The organism is Streptomyces olivochromogenes (assembly GCF_021538895.1).
GTDB classification, from domain to species: Bacteria; Actinomycetota; Actinomycetes; order Streptomycetales; family Streptomycetaceae; genus Streptomyces; species Streptomyces olivochromogenes_A.
The window spans coordinates 92,675-108,279 of record NZ_JADDRL010000021.1; the positions used below are offsets into that span (position 1 = coordinate 92,675).

The window sequence follows — 15,605 nt, forward strand, 5'->3', positions numbered from 1 at the left end:
GGAGTGAGTCGCGAGAGCCCGGGAGGTCTCATGACGCTGGACACGCACGGCAGGACGCGGGACGCGGACGACACCGAGCAGGTCCGAGGCAACGTCCTCGTATCGATCGGCGCCCTGCTCCTCGGCCTGCTGCTGGCCGCGCTCGACCAGACCATCGTGTCGACGGCGCTGCCGACCATCGTCAGCGACCTCGGCGGCCTGGAGCACCTGTCCTGGGTGGTCACGGCGTATCTGCTGGCCTCGACCGCCGCGACCCCGCTGTGGGGCAAGCTGGGCGACCAGTACGGACGCAAGAAGCTGTTCCAGACCGCGATCGTGATCTTCCTGATCGGCTCGGCGCTGTGCGGCATGGCGCAGAACATGCCGGAACTCATCGGCTTCCGGGCGCTCCAGGGCCTGGGCGGCGGCGGGCTGCTGGTGCTGTCGATGGCGATCGTCGGCGACATCGTGCCGCCCCGCGAACGCGGCCGCTACCAGGGCCTGTTCGGTGCCGTCTTCGGCGCGACCAGTGTGCTCGGGCCGCTGCTCGGCGGGCTGCTCACCGAGCACCTGAGCTGGCGCTGGGTGTTCTACGTCAACCTGCCCGTCGGCATCGTCGCCCTCGCCGTGATCGCGACCGCCCTGCGCATCCCGCGCAAGGCTGCTCACCACGTCATCGACTACCTCGGCACCTTCCTGATCGCCGCCGTCGCCACCTGCCTGGTCCTGGTCGCCTCGCTCGGCGGCACCACCTGGGCGTGGGGGTCGGCGCAGATCGTCGGGCTCGCGGTGCTGGGCACCGTCCTCGCCGTCGCGTTCGTCGCGGTCGAGCGGCGGGCCGCCGAACCCGTCCTCCCGCTCAAGCTGTTCGGCATCCGCACCTTCACGCTGTCCGCCGTCATCAGCTTCATCGTCGGCTTCGCCATGTTCGGCGCGATGACCTACCTGCCGACGTTCCTCCAGGTCGTGCACGGCATATCCCCGACCATGTCCGGCGTGCACATGCTGCCCATGGTGGTGGGCATGCTGATCTCCTCGACCGGCTCCGGGCAGATCGTCAGCCGCACCGGCCGCTGGAAGGTGTTCCCCGTCACGGGGACCGCCGTCACCACGCTCGGCCTGCTCCTGCTCCACCGGCTGGACGAGCACAGTTCGACGGCCGAGATGAGCGTGTACTTCTTCGTCTTCGGCCTGGGCCTCGGCCTGGTCATGCAGGTGCTCGTGCTCATCGTGCAGAACGCCGTCTCGTACGAGGACCTCGGCGTCGCCACCTCCGGCGCGACCTTCTTCCGCTCGATCGGGGCCTCCTTCGGCGTCGCCATCTTCGGTTCCGTCTTCGCGGGCCGCCTCGCCGACAAGCTGGCCGACGCCTTCCGGGGCGTGAGTCTGCCGGCGGGCGTGTCGGCGGACGCGCTCAAGGCCGATCCGCGCGGCATCGGCGCCCTGCCGCCCTCGCTGCGCCCGGCGGCCCTGCACGCCTTCGCCTCGGCGATCACCGACGTCTTCCTGTACGCCGCTCCGGTCGCCCTCGCCGGCTTCGTCCTGGCCTGGTTCCTGAAGGAGGACCGGCTGCGCGGCTCGGTCACCGCGCCCGACGTGACGGAGACGCTGGCCAGCAACCCGGTCGAACGGTCGTCGTACGACGAGGTGTGCCGCGCGCTGTCCCTGCTCGGCACCCGGGAGGGGCGGCGCGAGATCTACCGGAAGATCACCGAACGGGCGGGGTACGACCTGCTGCCCGCCGCGAGCTGGCTGCTGCTGCGGATGCGCAAGTACGGCTCGGTGGAGCCGGGCGCGCTCGCCGACCGGGGCCTCCTCCCGCTGACCGTGCTCCTCGACGCCGAGCGCCAGATCGAGGAACGCCGCCTCGGCACCCGCGAGGGAGTCGAACTCGTCCTCACCGCCCGGGGCACCGAGGCCGCCGACCGGCTCGCGCGGGCCCGCGAGGACTCCCTGGCCGAACTCCTCGGCGACTGGTGGGGCCCCGGACGGCCCACCGACCTGTCCCGGCTGGTGAAGGAACTGACCGACGAACTCTGCGGCTCGGAGTGCGAGCAGCCGCGGAAGGGCGCCGGGAGCGGGGCGACCAGGGTCAGTTGAGCGGTTCCCGGGCGGCGCCCAGGTCCTTGCGGAACCAGTGCTCCGCGTAGGTGTCGTCGTTGTGCGGCTCGGACTCCGCGTAGCCGAGCCGGGCGTACAGCGCGCGGGCCTCCACCAGGTCGCCGCGGGTGTCGAGGACGATCCGGTTCGCGCCGAGGGCACGGGCGGCCTCCTCGGCGGCGGCCACGAGCAGCGCCGCGCCACCCCTGCCGCGCAACTCGTCGCGCACGAACACCCGGGTGAGCTCGGCGGTTTCCGCGTCCAGCAGCCGTACGCCCGCACTGCCGGCCGCCTCACCGTCGTACCACCCGACCAGCAACCGCCCACTGGGCGGCGCGAGTTCGGCACTCGAACGGGCGGCGATCTCCCGCTCCAACTCGGCCGGATCGGTCCGCCGCCCCTCGTGCAGCAGATACCAGCGGTCGCTGACCTCGGTGTAGTACGCACGCCAGAGCGCGGCGGCGGCCGGGGAGTCGACGGGTTCCGGGGCGATGGTCCAGCTCATACCGGCCATTGTCAGGACGGGGACCGCACCGCCCGCAACCGAATATGCGGCAGCTCCGGGAAGAGTGTGCGCGGGTGGGGCCTGGCTGCAGAAGTCCCCGTCCTTGTCTGCCCTTGTTGATGTCAGCCGGCGTGTCCTCAACCCACGGTTCGGGTTCGGACCGAAGTGTTGTGTGGTTCGGTTGTCATGTCGACCGCTGCTCTGTTGAGGTTGAAGCGTTTCCGCAGAACCTGCGGGATCCACGCCTGGGCGAACCCCCACAACCTCATGAAAGGACCACTCTGAACTGCCCTGAACTGCCCTGAACTGCGGGGCCCGACGAACTCCTCACGTCGCTGCGGCGAGCGGCACGCCGATGACGGCGCAGTTCGCTGTCCCCTGCGTCATCCGTGACGCCCCCTCGGGTTACGGCGCATGGCAATGACGCGAAGCCGTCGTTGCCATGCGGATCTCTCGGCGGTTCACCAGGCGGTGCGCCATCGACCTTCCATGTGTCGCCGCCGCCCTTTGTGGCTGACGCCTCACCGCGCCCCGCAGCCGCCCACACGCCGGCCGCCCGACATGGCGGTTTCCTCCGTGTGCGTGCCCGCTCGGCCACAGCGCACACCCCCACTTCAATCAAGGAGTATCCGTGAACCCGCTCACTCCTCGCCGCTCCGCCCTGAAGGCGCTGGGATCGGCGGCTCTGCTGACCGCCTCCGCCACCGTCCCGCTGGCCACGCCCGCTGTTGCGGACGAACGGCGGCCGCACCTGTCCGTGGCGCTCGACTGGTACGACACGACGGCCGCGACCATCGCGGCGGCCGGCGTGGCTACCCAGATCACCAACAGCCGGACCTGGGCCGTCAGCTGGCTGGCAGCGGCCCGAGCCACCCGCCAGGTGCCGCCCTGCACAGACCGGAGCACGTTCCGGGACGCGGCCCTGGCATCTGCCGTGCACGACTGCCTGGTGGCGCTGATCCCGTCCCGTACCCAGGAAGTGGGTGCCGCGTTGCGCGCGACGCTGGACCGCGTTCCGGACGGACCGGCCAAGGCGAAGGGCATCGCGGCCGGTGCGCGTCAGGCACGGCTGGTCCTCGCCTCCCGCGAGGGCGACGGCCTCGACCCGGCCTCGGTGAACGCGCCGTTCACCGTGCCGCCGACAGCGCCCGGTGTGTGGCGGCCGACCCCTCCCGACTATGCGCCGGCCATTCAGTACGGCAATCGGATGGCCAGGCCCTTCCTGCTGGAGACCCCCGACCAGTACCGGGTGCCCGCACCGCCCGCCCTGGACTCCGCGCGCTACCGCGCCGACCTGGCCGAGGTCCGCGCATACGGGGCCGTCGACAGCACCGTGCGCAGCAGGCGGCAGACCGAGACCGCCAACTTCTGGTACACCGGCTCCCTGATCCTGTACACCGAACCGCTGCGGGTCGCTCTGGCCCGGATGCCGCAGTCCGCCGCCGCACAGGCCAGGCTGGTCGCTCTGTTCCACGTCGCCCTGGTGGACACGCAGATCGCCACCGCCGACAGCAAGTACGCCTACCTGCGCTGGCGCCCCGTCACCGCCATCCGCACGGGCGCCATCGACCCTGATCCCCAGTGGACACCGCTGCACACCGCGCCGGCCCATCCCGAATACCCCAGCGGCCACAACACCTACGCCGGTGCGGCGGAATTGGTCCTGACGGCGTTCACGGGGCCGTGCACCGCACCGTTCGAGCTGACGAGCCCCACCGCTCCCGGAGCGACCCGCACCTACACGTCCTGGCGCCAGCTCTCCCAGGACAACGTGGTGGCCCGCGTGTACTCCGGCATCCACACCCGCTCCGCCGACGAAGTCGGCCTCGTCCTCGGCAAGCAGGTCGCGGCGCACACGATGCGCAATGCCGCCCAGTTGTGGTTCAGCCAGCCGCAGGGGTGACGGAGAGGTTCCAGGTTCCGCAAGGTGACCCCTGCCCGGAACTCATTGACCGGAGGGGAGACGTCTGGTCGACTCACGTTCCACCAGACCGGCCATCCCAGCGACGCCGTGAACATCAAATGCCCTGCCGGACTGCGTCCAGCAGGGCATCCCTTCCGCGGCGGCCTGGCCACCCCGGGCCAGGTGCTCGGCGGCCGCGGCCGGCTGCTTGGCCTCTCCTCTGCTGCCCGTAGCCGCGCCGCCTCCGCGTCGGAGACGATCCGCTTGGCCTTCCCTGTGGCTCCTGTAGCCCCTGTGGCGGGCGGAGGCGTGACACCCCCCTCACGACTGCCGGCGTTCGCGCCACTCTCGGGCGATCGCCTCGACGTCGTACGGCTTCATGCCCAGTGGGGGACCGGGCGGCGGCTTGAACATCATGTCGCGGATCTTGACGTTGACGTCGGTCACGATCTTGCGGGCGATCCGTTCCGAGGGGGCCGCGTACGCCGCCGCGAGCGCGTCCTCGGCCTCCTTGCGCAGGGCCAGGGTGGGTGGCAGGACGGCGAGGCCCTCGCGGTGCATCTTCCGCTTGACCCACCAGAGTTCGTCGTACGACGTGTCGGTGCCCGGCGGCAGCGGCTGGCCCGCGCCCGGCAGCCGGTCGAACTCGCCGCGCCCCTGCGCGTCACGGATCTGCTTGTCGACCCAGGACTCGAACGGCACGCCCGGTGGCTTTCGCTCGGTCATGAGTCCATTGTGCCGGACGCGACCCGGCCGGGCGTTTTATCATCTGGCGGCGGTGCGGCAATCCTGCCACCGCGCAAGGACGTTTCAGGGGGAACGCACGTGCTCGAACTGACCATGGCCTCCGTCTCGGCGGCGGACGCGGGTGCCACGGCCGGCATGCTGATGGCGGACGCGCCGAGTGAACCGGGCGCCGTGCTGCGCGTGGGCCGGGACGCGTCCGTGTGCCGGCTGGTGACGCCCGAGGAGTGGCTGTTCGTCTCCCGGGTCCACCTGGAGTTCCTGTGCGGACCGGACGGCAGCTGGCAGGTCACCTGGCTGCGCGGCTCGCAGCCCGACCCGTCGTCCGAGGTCCGGCTGACGGTCGGGCAGTACGCGCAGACCATCTCCTACGGCGGGAGCGTGCAGCTGCCCCGGGGTGGCTCCGGCGAGATCATCGTCTCGGACCGCACCGGGCCGCGCACCGTCAACGTGGGCTTCTACCACGAGGCGTGACGGCCCCCGCGGACGGTCGGGCCGGAATCCGCGTCCCGGCCGTCAGGCCAGCACCCTGGCCAGGGCGAAGCCGTCGTACCCCTTGCTGCCCACCGTCTGGACCGCCGTGCCGGTCAGTCTCGGGTGGGAGCCGATCATCTCGATCGCGGCGCGGGTGCCGCGTACGTCCGGCTCGGCGCCCTCGGCGTCGAGGACCCGCCCGTCGCGCACCACGTTGTCGACGATGATCAGGCTGCCCGCGCGGGTGAGCTTCAGCGCCCACTCCAAGTAGTTGGCGTTGTTCGCCTTGTCGGCGTCGATGAAGACCAGGTCGAAGGGGGCCGGGTTCTCGTCGGCGAGCTTGGGCAGCGACTCCAGGGCCGGGCCCACCCGCACCTCGACGATCCGCTCCAGGCCCGCCCGGGCGATGTTGCGGGTGGCGACCTCGGCGTGCTTGGCGCTGTACTCCAGCGAGATCAGCCGGCCGTCCTCCGGCAGGGCGCGGCCCAGCCAGATGGTGCTGTACCCGCCGAGCGTGCCGATCTCCAGGATGTGCCGGGCGTCCTGGATCTGGGCAAGGAGCTGGAGCAGCTTGCCCTGGCTAGCCGTGACGTTGACGTGCGGGAGCCCGGCCGCCTCGCTGTCGCGCAGGGCCGCCTGCAGCACCTCGTCGTCCGGCGAGAGGTGGGTGGAGAAGTAGAAGTCGACGTCGTCCCAGAGCTGCGACCCGCTCATGCAAGCTTCCGCCTTTCCTGTCTGATGCCAGTCAACACCACTGATTCCCGGTCCGCGTCGGCCAATGTCAGCCGATCGGCGCAGACGGCGGCCGCAGCGGCGGGGGCGGCTGGACCGGCGGCGGGGGCACCACCGGCCGCCGCGACCGTCGTACGGCCGACAGGGTGGCGACCGTGGCCACCAGCACCAGCGCACCACCGACCGTGAGCAGCCACGCCGGGATCCCGGCCACCGTGAGCAGCCGGTCCGAGTAGATCACCTGTTGGTAGGGCGTGTCAGCGGCGGCCCGCCGCAGTTCGTGGTCGGAGTCGATGCGCGACGGGTCGGGGAACTCCTGGGCGACGGCGGTCAGATACGGGGTGCCCGACGACAGCGCGGCCAGCGCGCCCTTGGGCGAGTCGAGCCGGCCGGCGAAAACGACCCGCGGCCGGTCGCCGCCGATCGCGGTACGCGGCTCCATGCGGTGGTCGGCCAGGACGTACAGGCCCAGTGACTGCGGAGTGCGGGCCAGGTGGGACAGGCGCATCGGGTAGACCGGGCCGTCCGCGGCGAAGGTGAGGTGGAGCGGGTCGAGCTCGCCCCGCAACGCGGTGCCCGCGGTCTTCGGGGCCAGCCGGATCGCCACGTACTCCCAGTGCCGGTTGACGTACGGCTGCAGCGCGCCCTTCAGCCGGTCGGGGAAGGCGAAACCGTTGGCGCGCAGCCAGCCGTCCAGGGCGCCGGGGTCCGTGGCGGTCAGCCGGGCCACGTCGAAGGGGCCGAGTCGCTGGCGGCCGACCACGTCCACGCCGGACGGGCCGGACGCGCCCGCGGCGGGCGGGGCCTCGGCGGTGTCCCCGCCGGAGCTGAGGGGCCAGTCGCCGCTTTGGGGCCAGAAGTGGTGCCGGGTGCGGTGGGCGGGGGCGACGGTGGCGCTCAGTTCGTCGAAGAGCGCCGGGTCGCCGAGGTCCACGGTGGCCCGGTGCGGTACCGGCATGATCCACGCGGCCCGGTCGGCGTCGCCGACGACCGTCAGACGCATCACGATCTGCTCCTGCCGCCCGTCCCAGCGCAGCACGGACACCTCGCTGGAGACGGCGATCCGCTGCCGGGCGTCCGGCACCATCGCGCCGCACCCACAGGCGTAGGCGGGCGCGACGAGCCAGCCCACCTGCACGCCGAGCACCGCCAGCACAACGGCCAGCACCCGCACCCGCGCCCGCTCCCACCCCCGCAGCCTCACCATGGACCAAGCCCCCCGCCACGTCGATTCCCCTGGACAGGGCTTCAGACGGCACGACGGACGACCTGGTTCCAGAGCGCCTCACAGGCAGACCGGGAGGGCGCACTGTGATCCATCTCGCGCCCCGGGGAAGCAACCACACCCCCCTCGCACTATCGTCATCCGGACAAAAGGCGAGCGGACGTCAGGTGAAGCGGGGGTTGCCTGCGTCTCTCTCCGGGGGTGGTGCGAGCCTCATAGGGTTCGCGGAGAGATCCCGGCGCGCGACGCGCGGCGGGACGACGGGGCGGGAGGCCGACGAGGCGTGGCGAACGTGGAGCACAGCGGGGGACCGGCGGATGCCTTCGGGGCGACGCCGGCCGGGACCGCCAGGGCACGTCTGACGGCGGTCCGGCTGGGCCTGTGGGCCGTGGTCGCGGCCCTCGGGATACGGCAGATGGCCGTCGTCCTCAGCACTCCCAGCGGGGAGCGGCTGACCGACCTGGAGACCTGGGTCGGCCGGGGCGGCGTCCTGCACGTGACGGGCTCGCTCTACGACTCCACCAGATTCACCGGCACGCCCTTCGGCGGACTGGTCCTCAAACCGCTCACGGCCTCCGCCGAGCAGGCACTCGGCTGGGGCTGGACCTTCGGCACGCTGCTGCTCGTCGTGGCCCTCGGCCTGGTCGCCGCCCGCGCCCTGCCCCAGCCGGTCGGCCGCCGCACCTCGCTGCTGGCCGCGCCGGTCGCGATCAGCCTGCTGATGCTGTCCCTGCCGGTGCGCAACACCCTCTGGCTGGGCCAGACCAGCATCATCCCGGTCCTGCTCGTGCTCCTCGGCTGCTTCGCCGTGCGCGGCGAGCGGGCCGGCGGCCTGTGCATCGGCGTGGCGGCCGCGCTCCAGCCCACCGTGCTGCTCTTCGCCCCGCTGCTCTGGTTCACCGCGCGCCGCCGGGCCGCCGTGACCGCGGCCGGCACCTTCGCCGCCTGCACCGCGCTCGCCTGGGCCGCGATGCCGCACGACTCGTACACCTACTGGGTGCACCACATGGCGGGCGTCGGCCTCGGCGGCCGGGCCGACGAGGTCGCCAACCAGTCCCTGCACGGCGCCCTGCTCCGCCTCGGTCTGACCGGCCCGCTGGAGATATCCCTCTTCCTCCTCCTGGGCGCGGCCGTCGCGGTCCTCGGCCTGCGCCGCGCCGTGCGCTTCGCCCGCGACGGACAGCTCCTGCTCGCGGTCGCCCTCACCGGCTGCGCCGCCATCGCCGTGTCGCCCACCACCTGGCAGCACCAGCTGCTGTGGGTGCTGCTCGCCGTCGTCGGCCGGGTCGGCAAGCGGGCCTCCGACCGGTACGTCTGGCCGGTCGCGGTGGTCCTCGTCACCACGCTTCCGGCCAAGATGATGCTGCCGAACATGCCGGCGCTGTACCCGCTGCGGGACAACATCGTGCTGCTGGCGGCCGTCGCCGCCGCCACCGCCGTACCGTTCCTGTCCCGTACGTCGCCGTACTACCAGAGCCCGGTCCCGACCGAGTACGCCGAGCCGGTCCCCGCCCGCCTGCGGGGCGTCCCGCTGCTGCCCTTCCTGCGCCGGGTGCTCACCCGCCCGAACCTCCTCCTGGAGCTGCTGCTCATCCGCGTCACCTACGCCGCGTACCAGAAGGTCCGGCTGGCGGCGACGGGCGGCAGCAACGCCGAGGGCCGGGCGACGGCCGAGCACCACGGCCACCAGATCCTCGACCTCGAACGCTTCCTGCACGTCGACATCGAGCACATGGTGAACCACGCCGTGATCAAGGTCGACTGGCTGCGGAGCTTCTTCGACTTCTACTACGAGTCCTTCCACTTCGTGGTCCCGCTCACCGTCCTCGGCGTCCTCTACTGGCGCCGCCCGGTCGACTACCGCTGGGCCCGCTCCTCCCTCGGCTTCGCCACCCTCCTCGCCCTGGTCGGCTTCTGGCTCTACCCCCTGGCCCCGCCCCGCCTGATGCCGACCCTGGGCATCATCGACACCGTCCACGGCGTCCAGGACTTCACCAAGCCGGACTACGGCACCCTCACCGCCCTCACCAACCAGTACGCCGCGATGCCCTCGCTGCACTTCGGCTGGTCCCTGTGGTGCGGTGTCGTGATCGCGATCATCGCCCCCAAGTGGTGGATGAAGGCGCTCGGTCTGCTGCACCCGTTCTTCACGGTCTCGGCCATCGTCGCCACGGGCAACCACTGGGTGCTGGACGCGGCCGGCGGCGCGGTGGTCGTGGGCGCGGGCTTCGGACTGGCGTACCTCTTCCAGGGCCCGCGGGCACGCATGATCAAGACCACGGCGACAGAGACCGACGCGGAGCCGGGGCCGGCGGTACTGGCGAAGGGCTCCGCCTGACCTGCCCGTCCAGGAACTGTCCGGAGTGGAACCCGGTGATCCGCCGGGCCGGCACCTCTGGTGACTGTCCTGGCAGCGTTCCGGAGAGGCCTCTCCTGACGACGAACTCGGCCCCGGACATCGGCACTTTCAGGTGTGGTCGTCATGTTCCTAGGTGGTGTCCTGGCTCATGGAGCTCATCCCCGGTTTCGCGAAGTGACGCGATGTCGCGAAGTGACGGGGCGGACGCCACCGCCCGGGTAGATCGATCCGGGATCACTGCTACGTACTACGTAGTATCGTACGGCGTAGTAGTCGGGAGGAACGAAGGAGGTGCCCGATGCCGCGTCAACGGGACCGCGTCGGCTGGGCCGAACCCGCGCTGCTGATCCTGGCCAGCCTGGCCGACGGACCCAAGCACGGCTACGCGATCACCAAGGACGTCGAGGAACAGACGTCCATCAAGCTGGGGCCGGGCACGCTGTACGCCGCCATCGCGCGGCTGGAGGAAAGCGGCCTGATCGCGCCGCTGGACGAGGACGAGCGTCGGCGGCCCTACCGCATCACCGCGGAGGGCCAGACCGTGCTCGACGACAAACTGCGGGCGATGGCCCGCTTCGCACGCACGGGGTTGACCCGGCTGGGGGTGGCAAACGCGTGATCGACGTGGCAGTCAGGCTGGCCTTGCGGGCATATCCTCCCTCGTTCCGGGAGCGCTACGGCGGCGAACTCGAAGCACTGGTCGAGGACACCGGCGCCCGCCCGAGCGTCGTCGCGGACCTCCTGTTCGGCGCGCTGCGGGCATGGCTCCGCCCGGTGATGCCCGACGAGTCCGTCGAACGGCGCCGCCGCCGCATGCAGGCGAGCGTCGCCACCACCTGGGTCTCCTGGTGCGCCGCGCTGTACACCCTGCCGGTACTGCACTTCGTCCTGTCCGAGGAACCCCGGCCGACTCCGGACCTGGTGCGCCGACTCCTCGACGTCGCGCAGTACGCCATGTACGGCGCCGGGCTCATCCTGCTTCTCGGCGTCCTCGCGCTCCTCGCGGAGTCCTCCAGAACCGGCAACTGGAGCGCGTGGCGCCCGCTGGTGGCTCTCATCCCGACGCTGCCCACGTGGGTGATCGCTCCGTTGCTGCTGGCGTTCGCCTCCATCGATCCGCTCTCCTACTGGGTCGCGGCCGTGGCGGTGTTCGGGCCGATGGCGTTCCTCATCACCGCGGCGGTGACGCCGGCCGTCGTCATCACCCGGTTCCGGCCGTCCGCCAAGGTCTTGCGGCTGCTCGCCCTGTCCGGGGTCGCGGTGGCGTTCGCCGTGACGACGACGGGCATCGCCTGCGTCGCGGCCATGAACACCGCCGACGCGGCCCAGACGGTCACGATGCCCATCCTCGCCGTCACCGTTGCCGCCTCCGCGGCGGCCCTGGTCAGCTCCGGTCGCGGAGCCAAGGCCGCGCTCCACAGGGAGCAGCTGCAGGACGCGGTCTAGCACGGTCTAGCACTCGAACCACACCGTCTTGCCGCCTCCCGGCGCCGGTGACACGCCCCACTTGTCGACCGTCCCGTCCAGCAGCAGGAGCCCGCGGCCGCTCTCGGACAACCCTGCCGGGGTGACGGGCGGTCGCGGGCAGGAGTCCGTCACCTCCACCCGGACCGTCCCGGTCTGCCGCAGCACCAGCAACGAGCAGCGGCGGTCCGGGACATGTCGTACGACATTGGTGACCAGCTCGCTCACGCCCAGCTCCAGGGCGTCGGTCAGATGCGCCAGTTCCCACTCGTCGAGCAGGGAACGGACGATACGGCGGATGTGCCGCACGGAGTGCTCGCCGACGGTGAGACTCATGCGGTAGTGGGGGATGGGGTAGTTCACGGTACGAGACTGACCTCGCGCGACTACTCTGGGCTACGGCATGGATACAACGGGTCCCGCAGTGGACCGAGTTGCGTGAGAGGGCACCGTCTATGACCCACATCAACGTCCTCGACCCGGGCGCCTCGCCCCTCGACTACTACGGCTTCGAGCTCCGCCGGTACCGAGAGGCGGCCGGCCTGACGCAACGGCAGCTCGGGGACGTCATCAACTACACGGGGTCGCTTGTCGGCCAGATCGAGACGGCCCGGAAGCTGCCCACGCCGGAGTTCAGCGAGCGGGCGGATGTGGCGCTGGAGACGGGCGGGTTGCTGTCCAGGCTCGTCACGCTGGTGATGCGGAGTCAACTTCCGGCGTGGTTTCAGCAAGTGGCGGAGCTCCAGGCGCGGGCCACGGAGATCTATTCCTTCGAGACGCACATGGTGCATGGACTCCTGCAGACCAGGGCGTACGCGCGGGCGGTGCTCGGAGTGCTCGACCAGGCCAACCTCGACGATCGCACGGCCGTCCGGCTGGCCCGGCAGAGCATCTTCGAGAGGGTGGAGCCGCCGATCTACTGGCTGGTCCTCAGCGAGGGGGCGTTGTACCAGGAAATCGGCGGCGCTCAAGCCATGCGGGAACAACTGGCTCACCTGTTGTCCTTTGAGGGCAATCCCCGGGCCAACATTCAGATCCTGCCGTACTCAGCGGGAGCCCACGTGGGCCTGCAAGGCTCGTTCGACCTCTACCGCTTCGGGAGTGACCCAAGCATCGTCTACACGGAGGGTTATGGCAGCGGGCATCCGACCGCCAATCCGGACACCGTCAACGACTGCTCGCTCCGTTACGATCATCTCCAAGCCGCCGCACTCTCCCTCAAGGAGTCGGCGGAGCTGATCCGGCGCGTGATGGAGGACCGCTATGGAGATCAACTGGCGTAAGTCCAGCTACAGCGGCGACCAGGGGGGCAACTGCGTAGAGGTCGCCGAACTTCCTGGTGCCGCCGTAGCCGTACGCGACTCGAAGAACTCCACGGGCCCGATCCTCGCCTTCGAGCCCGCCACCTTCACGGCGTTCCTGAACTGGACCTCTACAAACGCTGAATGATCGTGCCGGTGGCGAGGCCGCCGCCCGCGCACATCGTGATGAGCGCGAATTCCTTGTCCGTGCGCTCCAGTTCATGCAGGGCCGTCGTGATCAGCCGGGCCCCGGTCGCCCCGACAGGGTGCCCGAGGGCGATTCCACCGCCGTTGACGTTGACCTTCGTCAGGTCCTGCTCGAAGACCTGGGCCCAGCTCAACACCACCGAGGCGAATGCCTCGTTGATCTCGACGAGGTCGATGTCCTTGAGGGACATGCCCGCCTTGCCCAGGACGGCCTTCGTCGCGTCGATGGGCCCGTCGAGGTGGAAGTGCGGGTCGGCGCCCACGAGGGCCTGGGCGACGATCCGCGCCCGGGGCCGAAGCTTCAGCGCCCGCGCCATCCGCTTCGAGGCCCACATGATCGCGGCCGCGCCGTCGGAGATCTGGGACGAGTTGCCCGCGGTGTGCACGGCCGTGGGCATGACCGGCTTCAGCCCGGCCAGCGCCTCCATGGACGTGTCGCGCAGGCCCTCGTCCTTGTCGACGAGCCGCCACATGCCCTGCCCGGCGTGCTGTTCCTCCTCCGTGGTGGGCACCTGGACGGCGAAGGTCTCCTTCTTGAAGCGCTCCTCCGACCAGGCGACGGCGGCCCGTTCCTGGGAGAGGAGGCCGAGGGAGTCGACGTTCTCGCGGGTGAGCCCCCGGTGCCGGGCGATGCGCTCGGCGGCCTCGAACTGGTTGGGGAGGTCGACGTTCCACTCGTCGGGGAACGGCTTGCCCGGTCCGTGCTTGGAGCCGGACCCGAGCGGCACGCGGGACATCGCCTCGACCCCGCAGCTGATGCCGACGTCGATGACCCCGGCCGCGACCATGTTGGCGACCATGTGCGAGGCCTGCTGGGAGGAACCGCACTGGCAGTCCACGGTCGTCGCGGCGGTCTCGTACGGCAGCCCCATGGTCAGCCAGGCTGTACGCGCCGGGTTCATGGACTGTTCGCCGGCATGGGTCACGGTGCCGCCGACGATCTGCTCGACGCAGTCGGCGGGGATGCCGGTGCGGCCCAGCAGTTCACGATAGGTCTCGCCCAGCAGATAGGCGGGATGGAGGTTGGCGAGCGCGCCGCCGCGCTTGCCGATGGGGGTGCGTACGGCTTCGACGATCACGGGTTCCGCGGCCATGGGGAGGGTCCTTCCTCGGTCAACCCGCGCGGCGCGGGCGTCCCGGCCACCCGCCACGCAGAACTAGTACGCGTTCTAGTTCTGTGATGCAGTCTGCTGACAGCGTGTCGAGTACCGCAAGGGTCGTGCAGCGGGCGAAGTTGTGATCTGCACGAATTCCGCACGCAATTGGGGGCGCCGGATGTCTTGCCACTTGTAGAACCCGTTACTACCTTCACGGCAACCCTCATTCCTGATGGACCGTCAGAACGACGGGAGTCACCGATGCCCTCCTGCCCCGAGCTGCCCGACGGGTTCGACCTCACCGACCCCGACCTGCTGCACCGCCGTGTGCCCTTCCCGGAGTTCGCCGAGCTGCGCCGGTCCGAGCCCGTCCGCTGGATCCCGCAGCCGCACGGCCTGGCCGGGTTCGCGGACGACGGCTACTGGGCCGTGACCCGGCACGCGGACGTCAAGTACGTCTCCACGCACCCGGAGATCTTCTCCTCGTACCTCAACACGGCGATCATCCGCTTCGGTGAGCACATCGAGCGGGACGCGATCGACGCGCAGCGGTTGATCCTGCTGAACATGGACCCGCCGGAGCACACGCGGGTGCGTCAGATAGTGCAGCGTGGTTTCACGCCACGGTCGATCCGCGCGCTGGAGGACCGGCTGCGCACGCGGGCGCGCTCGATCGTCGAGGCCGCCGTCGCCCACTCCGGGCCCTTCGACTTCGTCACCCAGGTGGCCTGCGAACTGCCGCTCCAGGCCATCGCGGAGCTGATCGGCGTACCGCAGGACGACCGCGCGAAGATCTTCGACTGGTCGAACAGGATGATCTCGTACGACGACCCGGAGTACGCGATCACGGAGGAGGTGGGCGCGGAGTCGGCCACCGAACTCATCGCGTACGCGATGAACATGGCCGCCGACCGCAAGCAGTGCCCGGCCCACGACATCGTCACGACGCTGGTGGCGGCGGAGGACGAGGGCAACCTGAACTCGGACGAGTTCGGCTTCTTCGTGCTGATGCTGGCGGTGGCGGGCAACGAGACGACCCGCAACGCGATCACGCACGGCATGCACGCGTTCCTGACGCATCCCGACCAGTGGGACCTCTACAAGCGCGCGCGTCCGGCGACGACGGCGGAGGAGATCGTGCGCTGGGCGACCCCGGTCAACTCCTTCCAGCGCACGGCGACCCAGGACACGGAGCTGGGCGGGCAGCAGATCCGCAAGGGGGACCGGGTGGGCCTGTTCTACGCCTCGGCCAACCATGATCCCGAGGTCTTCGCGTCCCCCGACGTCTTCGACATCACCCGCGACCCGAACCCCCACCTGGGCTTCGGCGGCGGAGGCCCGCACTTCTGCCTGGGCAAGTCCCTGGCGGTCCTGGAGATCGACCTGATCTTCAACGCGATAGCCGACACGATGCCGACGCTCCGTCTGACCGGCGACCCCCGCCGGCTGCGCTCGGCATGGATCAACGGCGTGAAGGAACTCCGAGTCAGCACGGCCGACTGAACCCGGGCCGGC

Annotated in this window: 15 protein-coding genes; 9 read left to right on the forward strand and 6 right to left on the reverse strand. The window is 70.7% G+C overall.

The features are described 5' to 3' along the window. The first annotated feature begins 30 nt into the window (after positions 1-30). On the forward strand, positions 31-2,079 hold the full coding sequence (locus tag IPZ69_RS13615; protein ID WP_235454358.1) for an MDR family MFS transporter: 2,049 nt from the start codon (positions 31-33) through the stop codon (positions 2,077-2,079). Here the strand turns inward: IPZ69_RS13615 and IPZ69_RS13620 are convergent. After that, positions 2,072-2,584, reverse strand: a complete 513-nt coding sequence (locus tag IPZ69_RS13620) for a GNAT family N-acetyltransferase (protein WP_235454359.1) — start codon at positions 2,582-2,584, stop codon at positions 2,072-2,074. The genes IPZ69_RS13615 and IPZ69_RS13620 overlap by 8 nt on opposite strands. A gap of 631 nt (positions 2,585-3,215) precedes the next feature. Between IPZ69_RS13620 and IPZ69_RS13625 the strand changes: the two genes are divergently transcribed. Next, positions 3,216-4,487, forward strand: coding sequence for a vanadium-dependent haloperoxidase (locus IPZ69_RS13625; protein ID WP_235454360.1), 1,272 nt, complete (start codon positions 3,216-3,218; stop codon positions 4,485-4,487). A gap of 321 nt (positions 4,488-4,808) precedes the next feature. Here the strand turns inward: IPZ69_RS13625 and IPZ69_RS13630 are convergent, their stop codons facing one another. After that, positions 4,809-5,213, reverse strand: a complete 405-nt coding sequence (locus tag IPZ69_RS13630) for a DnaJ family domain-containing protein (RefSeq protein ID WP_235454361.1) — start codon at positions 5,211-5,213, stop codon at positions 4,809-4,811. Positions 5,214-5,312: 99 nt separating this feature from the next. Between IPZ69_RS13630 and IPZ69_RS13635 the strand changes: the two genes are divergently transcribed. Continuing rightward, positions 5,313-5,705, forward strand: coding sequence for an FHA domain-containing protein (locus IPZ69_RS13635; protein ID WP_235454362.1), 393 nt, complete (start codon positions 5,313-5,315; stop codon positions 5,703-5,705). Positions 5,706-5,747: 42 nt separating this feature from the next. Here the strand turns inward: IPZ69_RS13635 and IPZ69_RS13640 are convergent, their stop codons facing one another. Next, positions 5,748-6,419, reverse strand: a complete 672-nt coding sequence (locus IPZ69_RS13640) for an O-methyltransferase (protein ID WP_235454363.1) — start codon at positions 6,417-6,419, stop codon at positions 5,748-5,750. Between the two features lie 67 nt (positions 6,420-6,486). Next, a complete protein-coding gene (locus IPZ69_RS13645) occupies positions 6,487-7,644 on the reverse strand; it encodes a DUF2330 domain-containing protein (protein ID WP_235454364.1) in 1,158 nt (385 codons plus the stop codon). A gap of 301 nt (positions 7,645-7,945) precedes the next feature. On the opposite strand from IPZ69_RS13645, the gene IPZ69_RS13650 reads away from it, so the two are divergent. The 3 genes from IPZ69_RS13650 (at position 7,946) to IPZ69_RS13660 (ending at position 11,467) form a co-directional block, all read left to right on the forward strand. Beyond that, positions 7,946-10,000 carry a bifunctional glycosyltransferase 87/phosphatase PAP2 family protein gene (locus IPZ69_RS13650; protein ID WP_235454365.1) on the forward strand — a complete coding sequence of 685 codons (2,055 nt, stop codon included), beginning with the start codon at positions 7,946-7,948 and terminating at the stop codon, positions 9,998-10,000. Between the two features lie 319 nt (positions 10,001-10,319). Then, positions 10,320-10,640, forward strand: a complete 321-nt coding sequence (locus IPZ69_RS13655) for a PadR family transcriptional regulator (RefSeq protein ID WP_235454366.1) — start codon at positions 10,320-10,322, stop codon at positions 10,638-10,640. Next, complete coding sequence (locus tag IPZ69_RS13660; RefSeq protein WP_235454367.1) at positions 10,637-11,467, forward strand: hypothetical protein; 831 nt, start codon at positions 10,637-10,639, stop codon at positions 11,465-11,467. The genes IPZ69_RS13655 and IPZ69_RS13660 overlap by 4 nt, the downstream gene beginning before the upstream one ends. 6 nt (positions 11,468-11,473) lie before the next feature. Here IPZ69_RS13660 and IPZ69_RS13665 read toward each other — a convergent pair whose 3' ends face one another. After that, on the reverse strand, positions 11,474-11,821 hold the full coding sequence (locus tag IPZ69_RS13665; RefSeq protein ID WP_235454376.1) for an ATP-binding protein: 348 nt from the start codon (positions 11,819-11,821) through the stop codon (positions 11,474-11,476). A 119-nt stretch (positions 11,822-11,940) separates the two neighbouring features. Between IPZ69_RS13665 and IPZ69_RS13670 the strand changes: the two genes are divergently transcribed. Both IPZ69_RS13670 and IPZ69_RS13675 read left to right on the forward strand, forming a co-directional pair. Continuing rightward, positions 11,941-12,768, forward strand: a complete 828-nt coding sequence (locus IPZ69_RS13670; RefSeq protein ID WP_235454368.1) for a helix-turn-helix domain-containing protein — start codon at positions 11,941-11,943, stop codon at positions 12,766-12,768. Then, positions 12,749-12,934 carry a DUF397 domain-containing protein gene (locus IPZ69_RS13675; protein WP_235454369.1) on the forward strand — a complete coding sequence of 62 codons (186 nt, stop codon included), beginning with the start codon at positions 12,749-12,751 and terminating at the stop codon, positions 12,932-12,934. The genes IPZ69_RS13670 and IPZ69_RS13675 overlap by 20 nt, the downstream gene beginning before the upstream one ends. Here the strand turns inward: IPZ69_RS13675 and IPZ69_RS13680 are convergent. Then, positions 12,918-14,087: a steroid 3-ketoacyl-CoA thiolase gene (locus IPZ69_RS13680; protein ID WP_235454370.1), complete on the reverse strand. Its 1,170-nt coding sequence runs from the start codon at positions 14,085-14,087 to the stop codon at positions 12,918-12,920. The two genes, IPZ69_RS13675 and IPZ69_RS13680, sit on opposite strands and share 17 nt — an antisense overlap. Positions 14,088-14,351: 264 nt before the next feature. Here IPZ69_RS13680 and IPZ69_RS13685 point away from each other — a divergent pair, with 264 nt between their 5' ends. Then, positions 14,352-15,593 carry a cytochrome P450 gene (locus tag IPZ69_RS13685; protein ID WP_235454371.1) on the forward strand — a complete coding sequence of 414 codons (1,242 nt, stop codon included), beginning with the start codon at positions 14,352-14,354 and terminating at the stop codon, positions 15,591-15,593. Positions 15,594-15,605: the final 12 nt, after the last annotated feature.

Coding starts and splice junctions, on each gene's coding strand:
- IPZ69_RS13615 (WP_235454358.1), top strand. CDS start 31: ATGACGCTGGACACGCACGGCAGGACGCGGGACGCGGACGACACCGAG.
- IPZ69_RS13620 (WP_235454359.1), bottom strand. CDS start 2,584: ATGAGCTGGACCATCGCCCCGGAACCCGTCGACTCCCCGGCCGCCGCC.
- IPZ69_RS13630 (WP_235454361.1), bottom strand. CDS start 5,213: ATGACCGAGCGAAAGCCACCGGGCGTGCCGTTCGAGTCCTGGGTCGAC.
- IPZ69_RS13640 (WP_235454363.1), bottom strand. CDS start 6,419: ATGAGCGGGTCGCAGCTCTGGGACGACGTCGACTTCTACTTCTCCACC.
- IPZ69_RS13645 (WP_235454364.1), bottom strand. CDS start 7,644: ATGGTGAGGCTGCGGGGGTGGGAGCGGGCGCGGGTGCGGGTGCTGGCC.
- IPZ69_RS13655 (WP_235454366.1), top strand. CDS start 10,320: ATGCCGCGTCAACGGGACCGCGTCGGCTGGGCCGAACCCGCGCTGCTG.
- IPZ69_RS13665 (WP_235454376.1), bottom strand. CDS start 11,821: ATGAGTCTCACCGTCGGCGAGCACTCCGTGCGGCACATCCGCCGTATC.
- IPZ69_RS13670 (WP_235454368.1), top strand. CDS start 11,941: ATGACCCACATCAACGTCCTCGACCCGGGCGCCTCGCCCCTCGACTAC.
- IPZ69_RS13675 (WP_235454369.1), top strand. CDS start 12,749: ATGGAGATCAACTGGCGTAAGTCCAGCTACAGCGGCGACCAGGGGGGC.
- IPZ69_RS13680 (WP_235454370.1), bottom strand. CDS start 14,087: ATGGCCGCGGAACCCGTGATCGTCGAAGCCGTACGCACCCCCATCGGC.
- IPZ69_RS13685 (WP_235454371.1), top strand. CDS start 14,352: ATGCCCTCCTGCCCCGAGCTGCCCGACGGGTTCGACCTCACCGACCCC.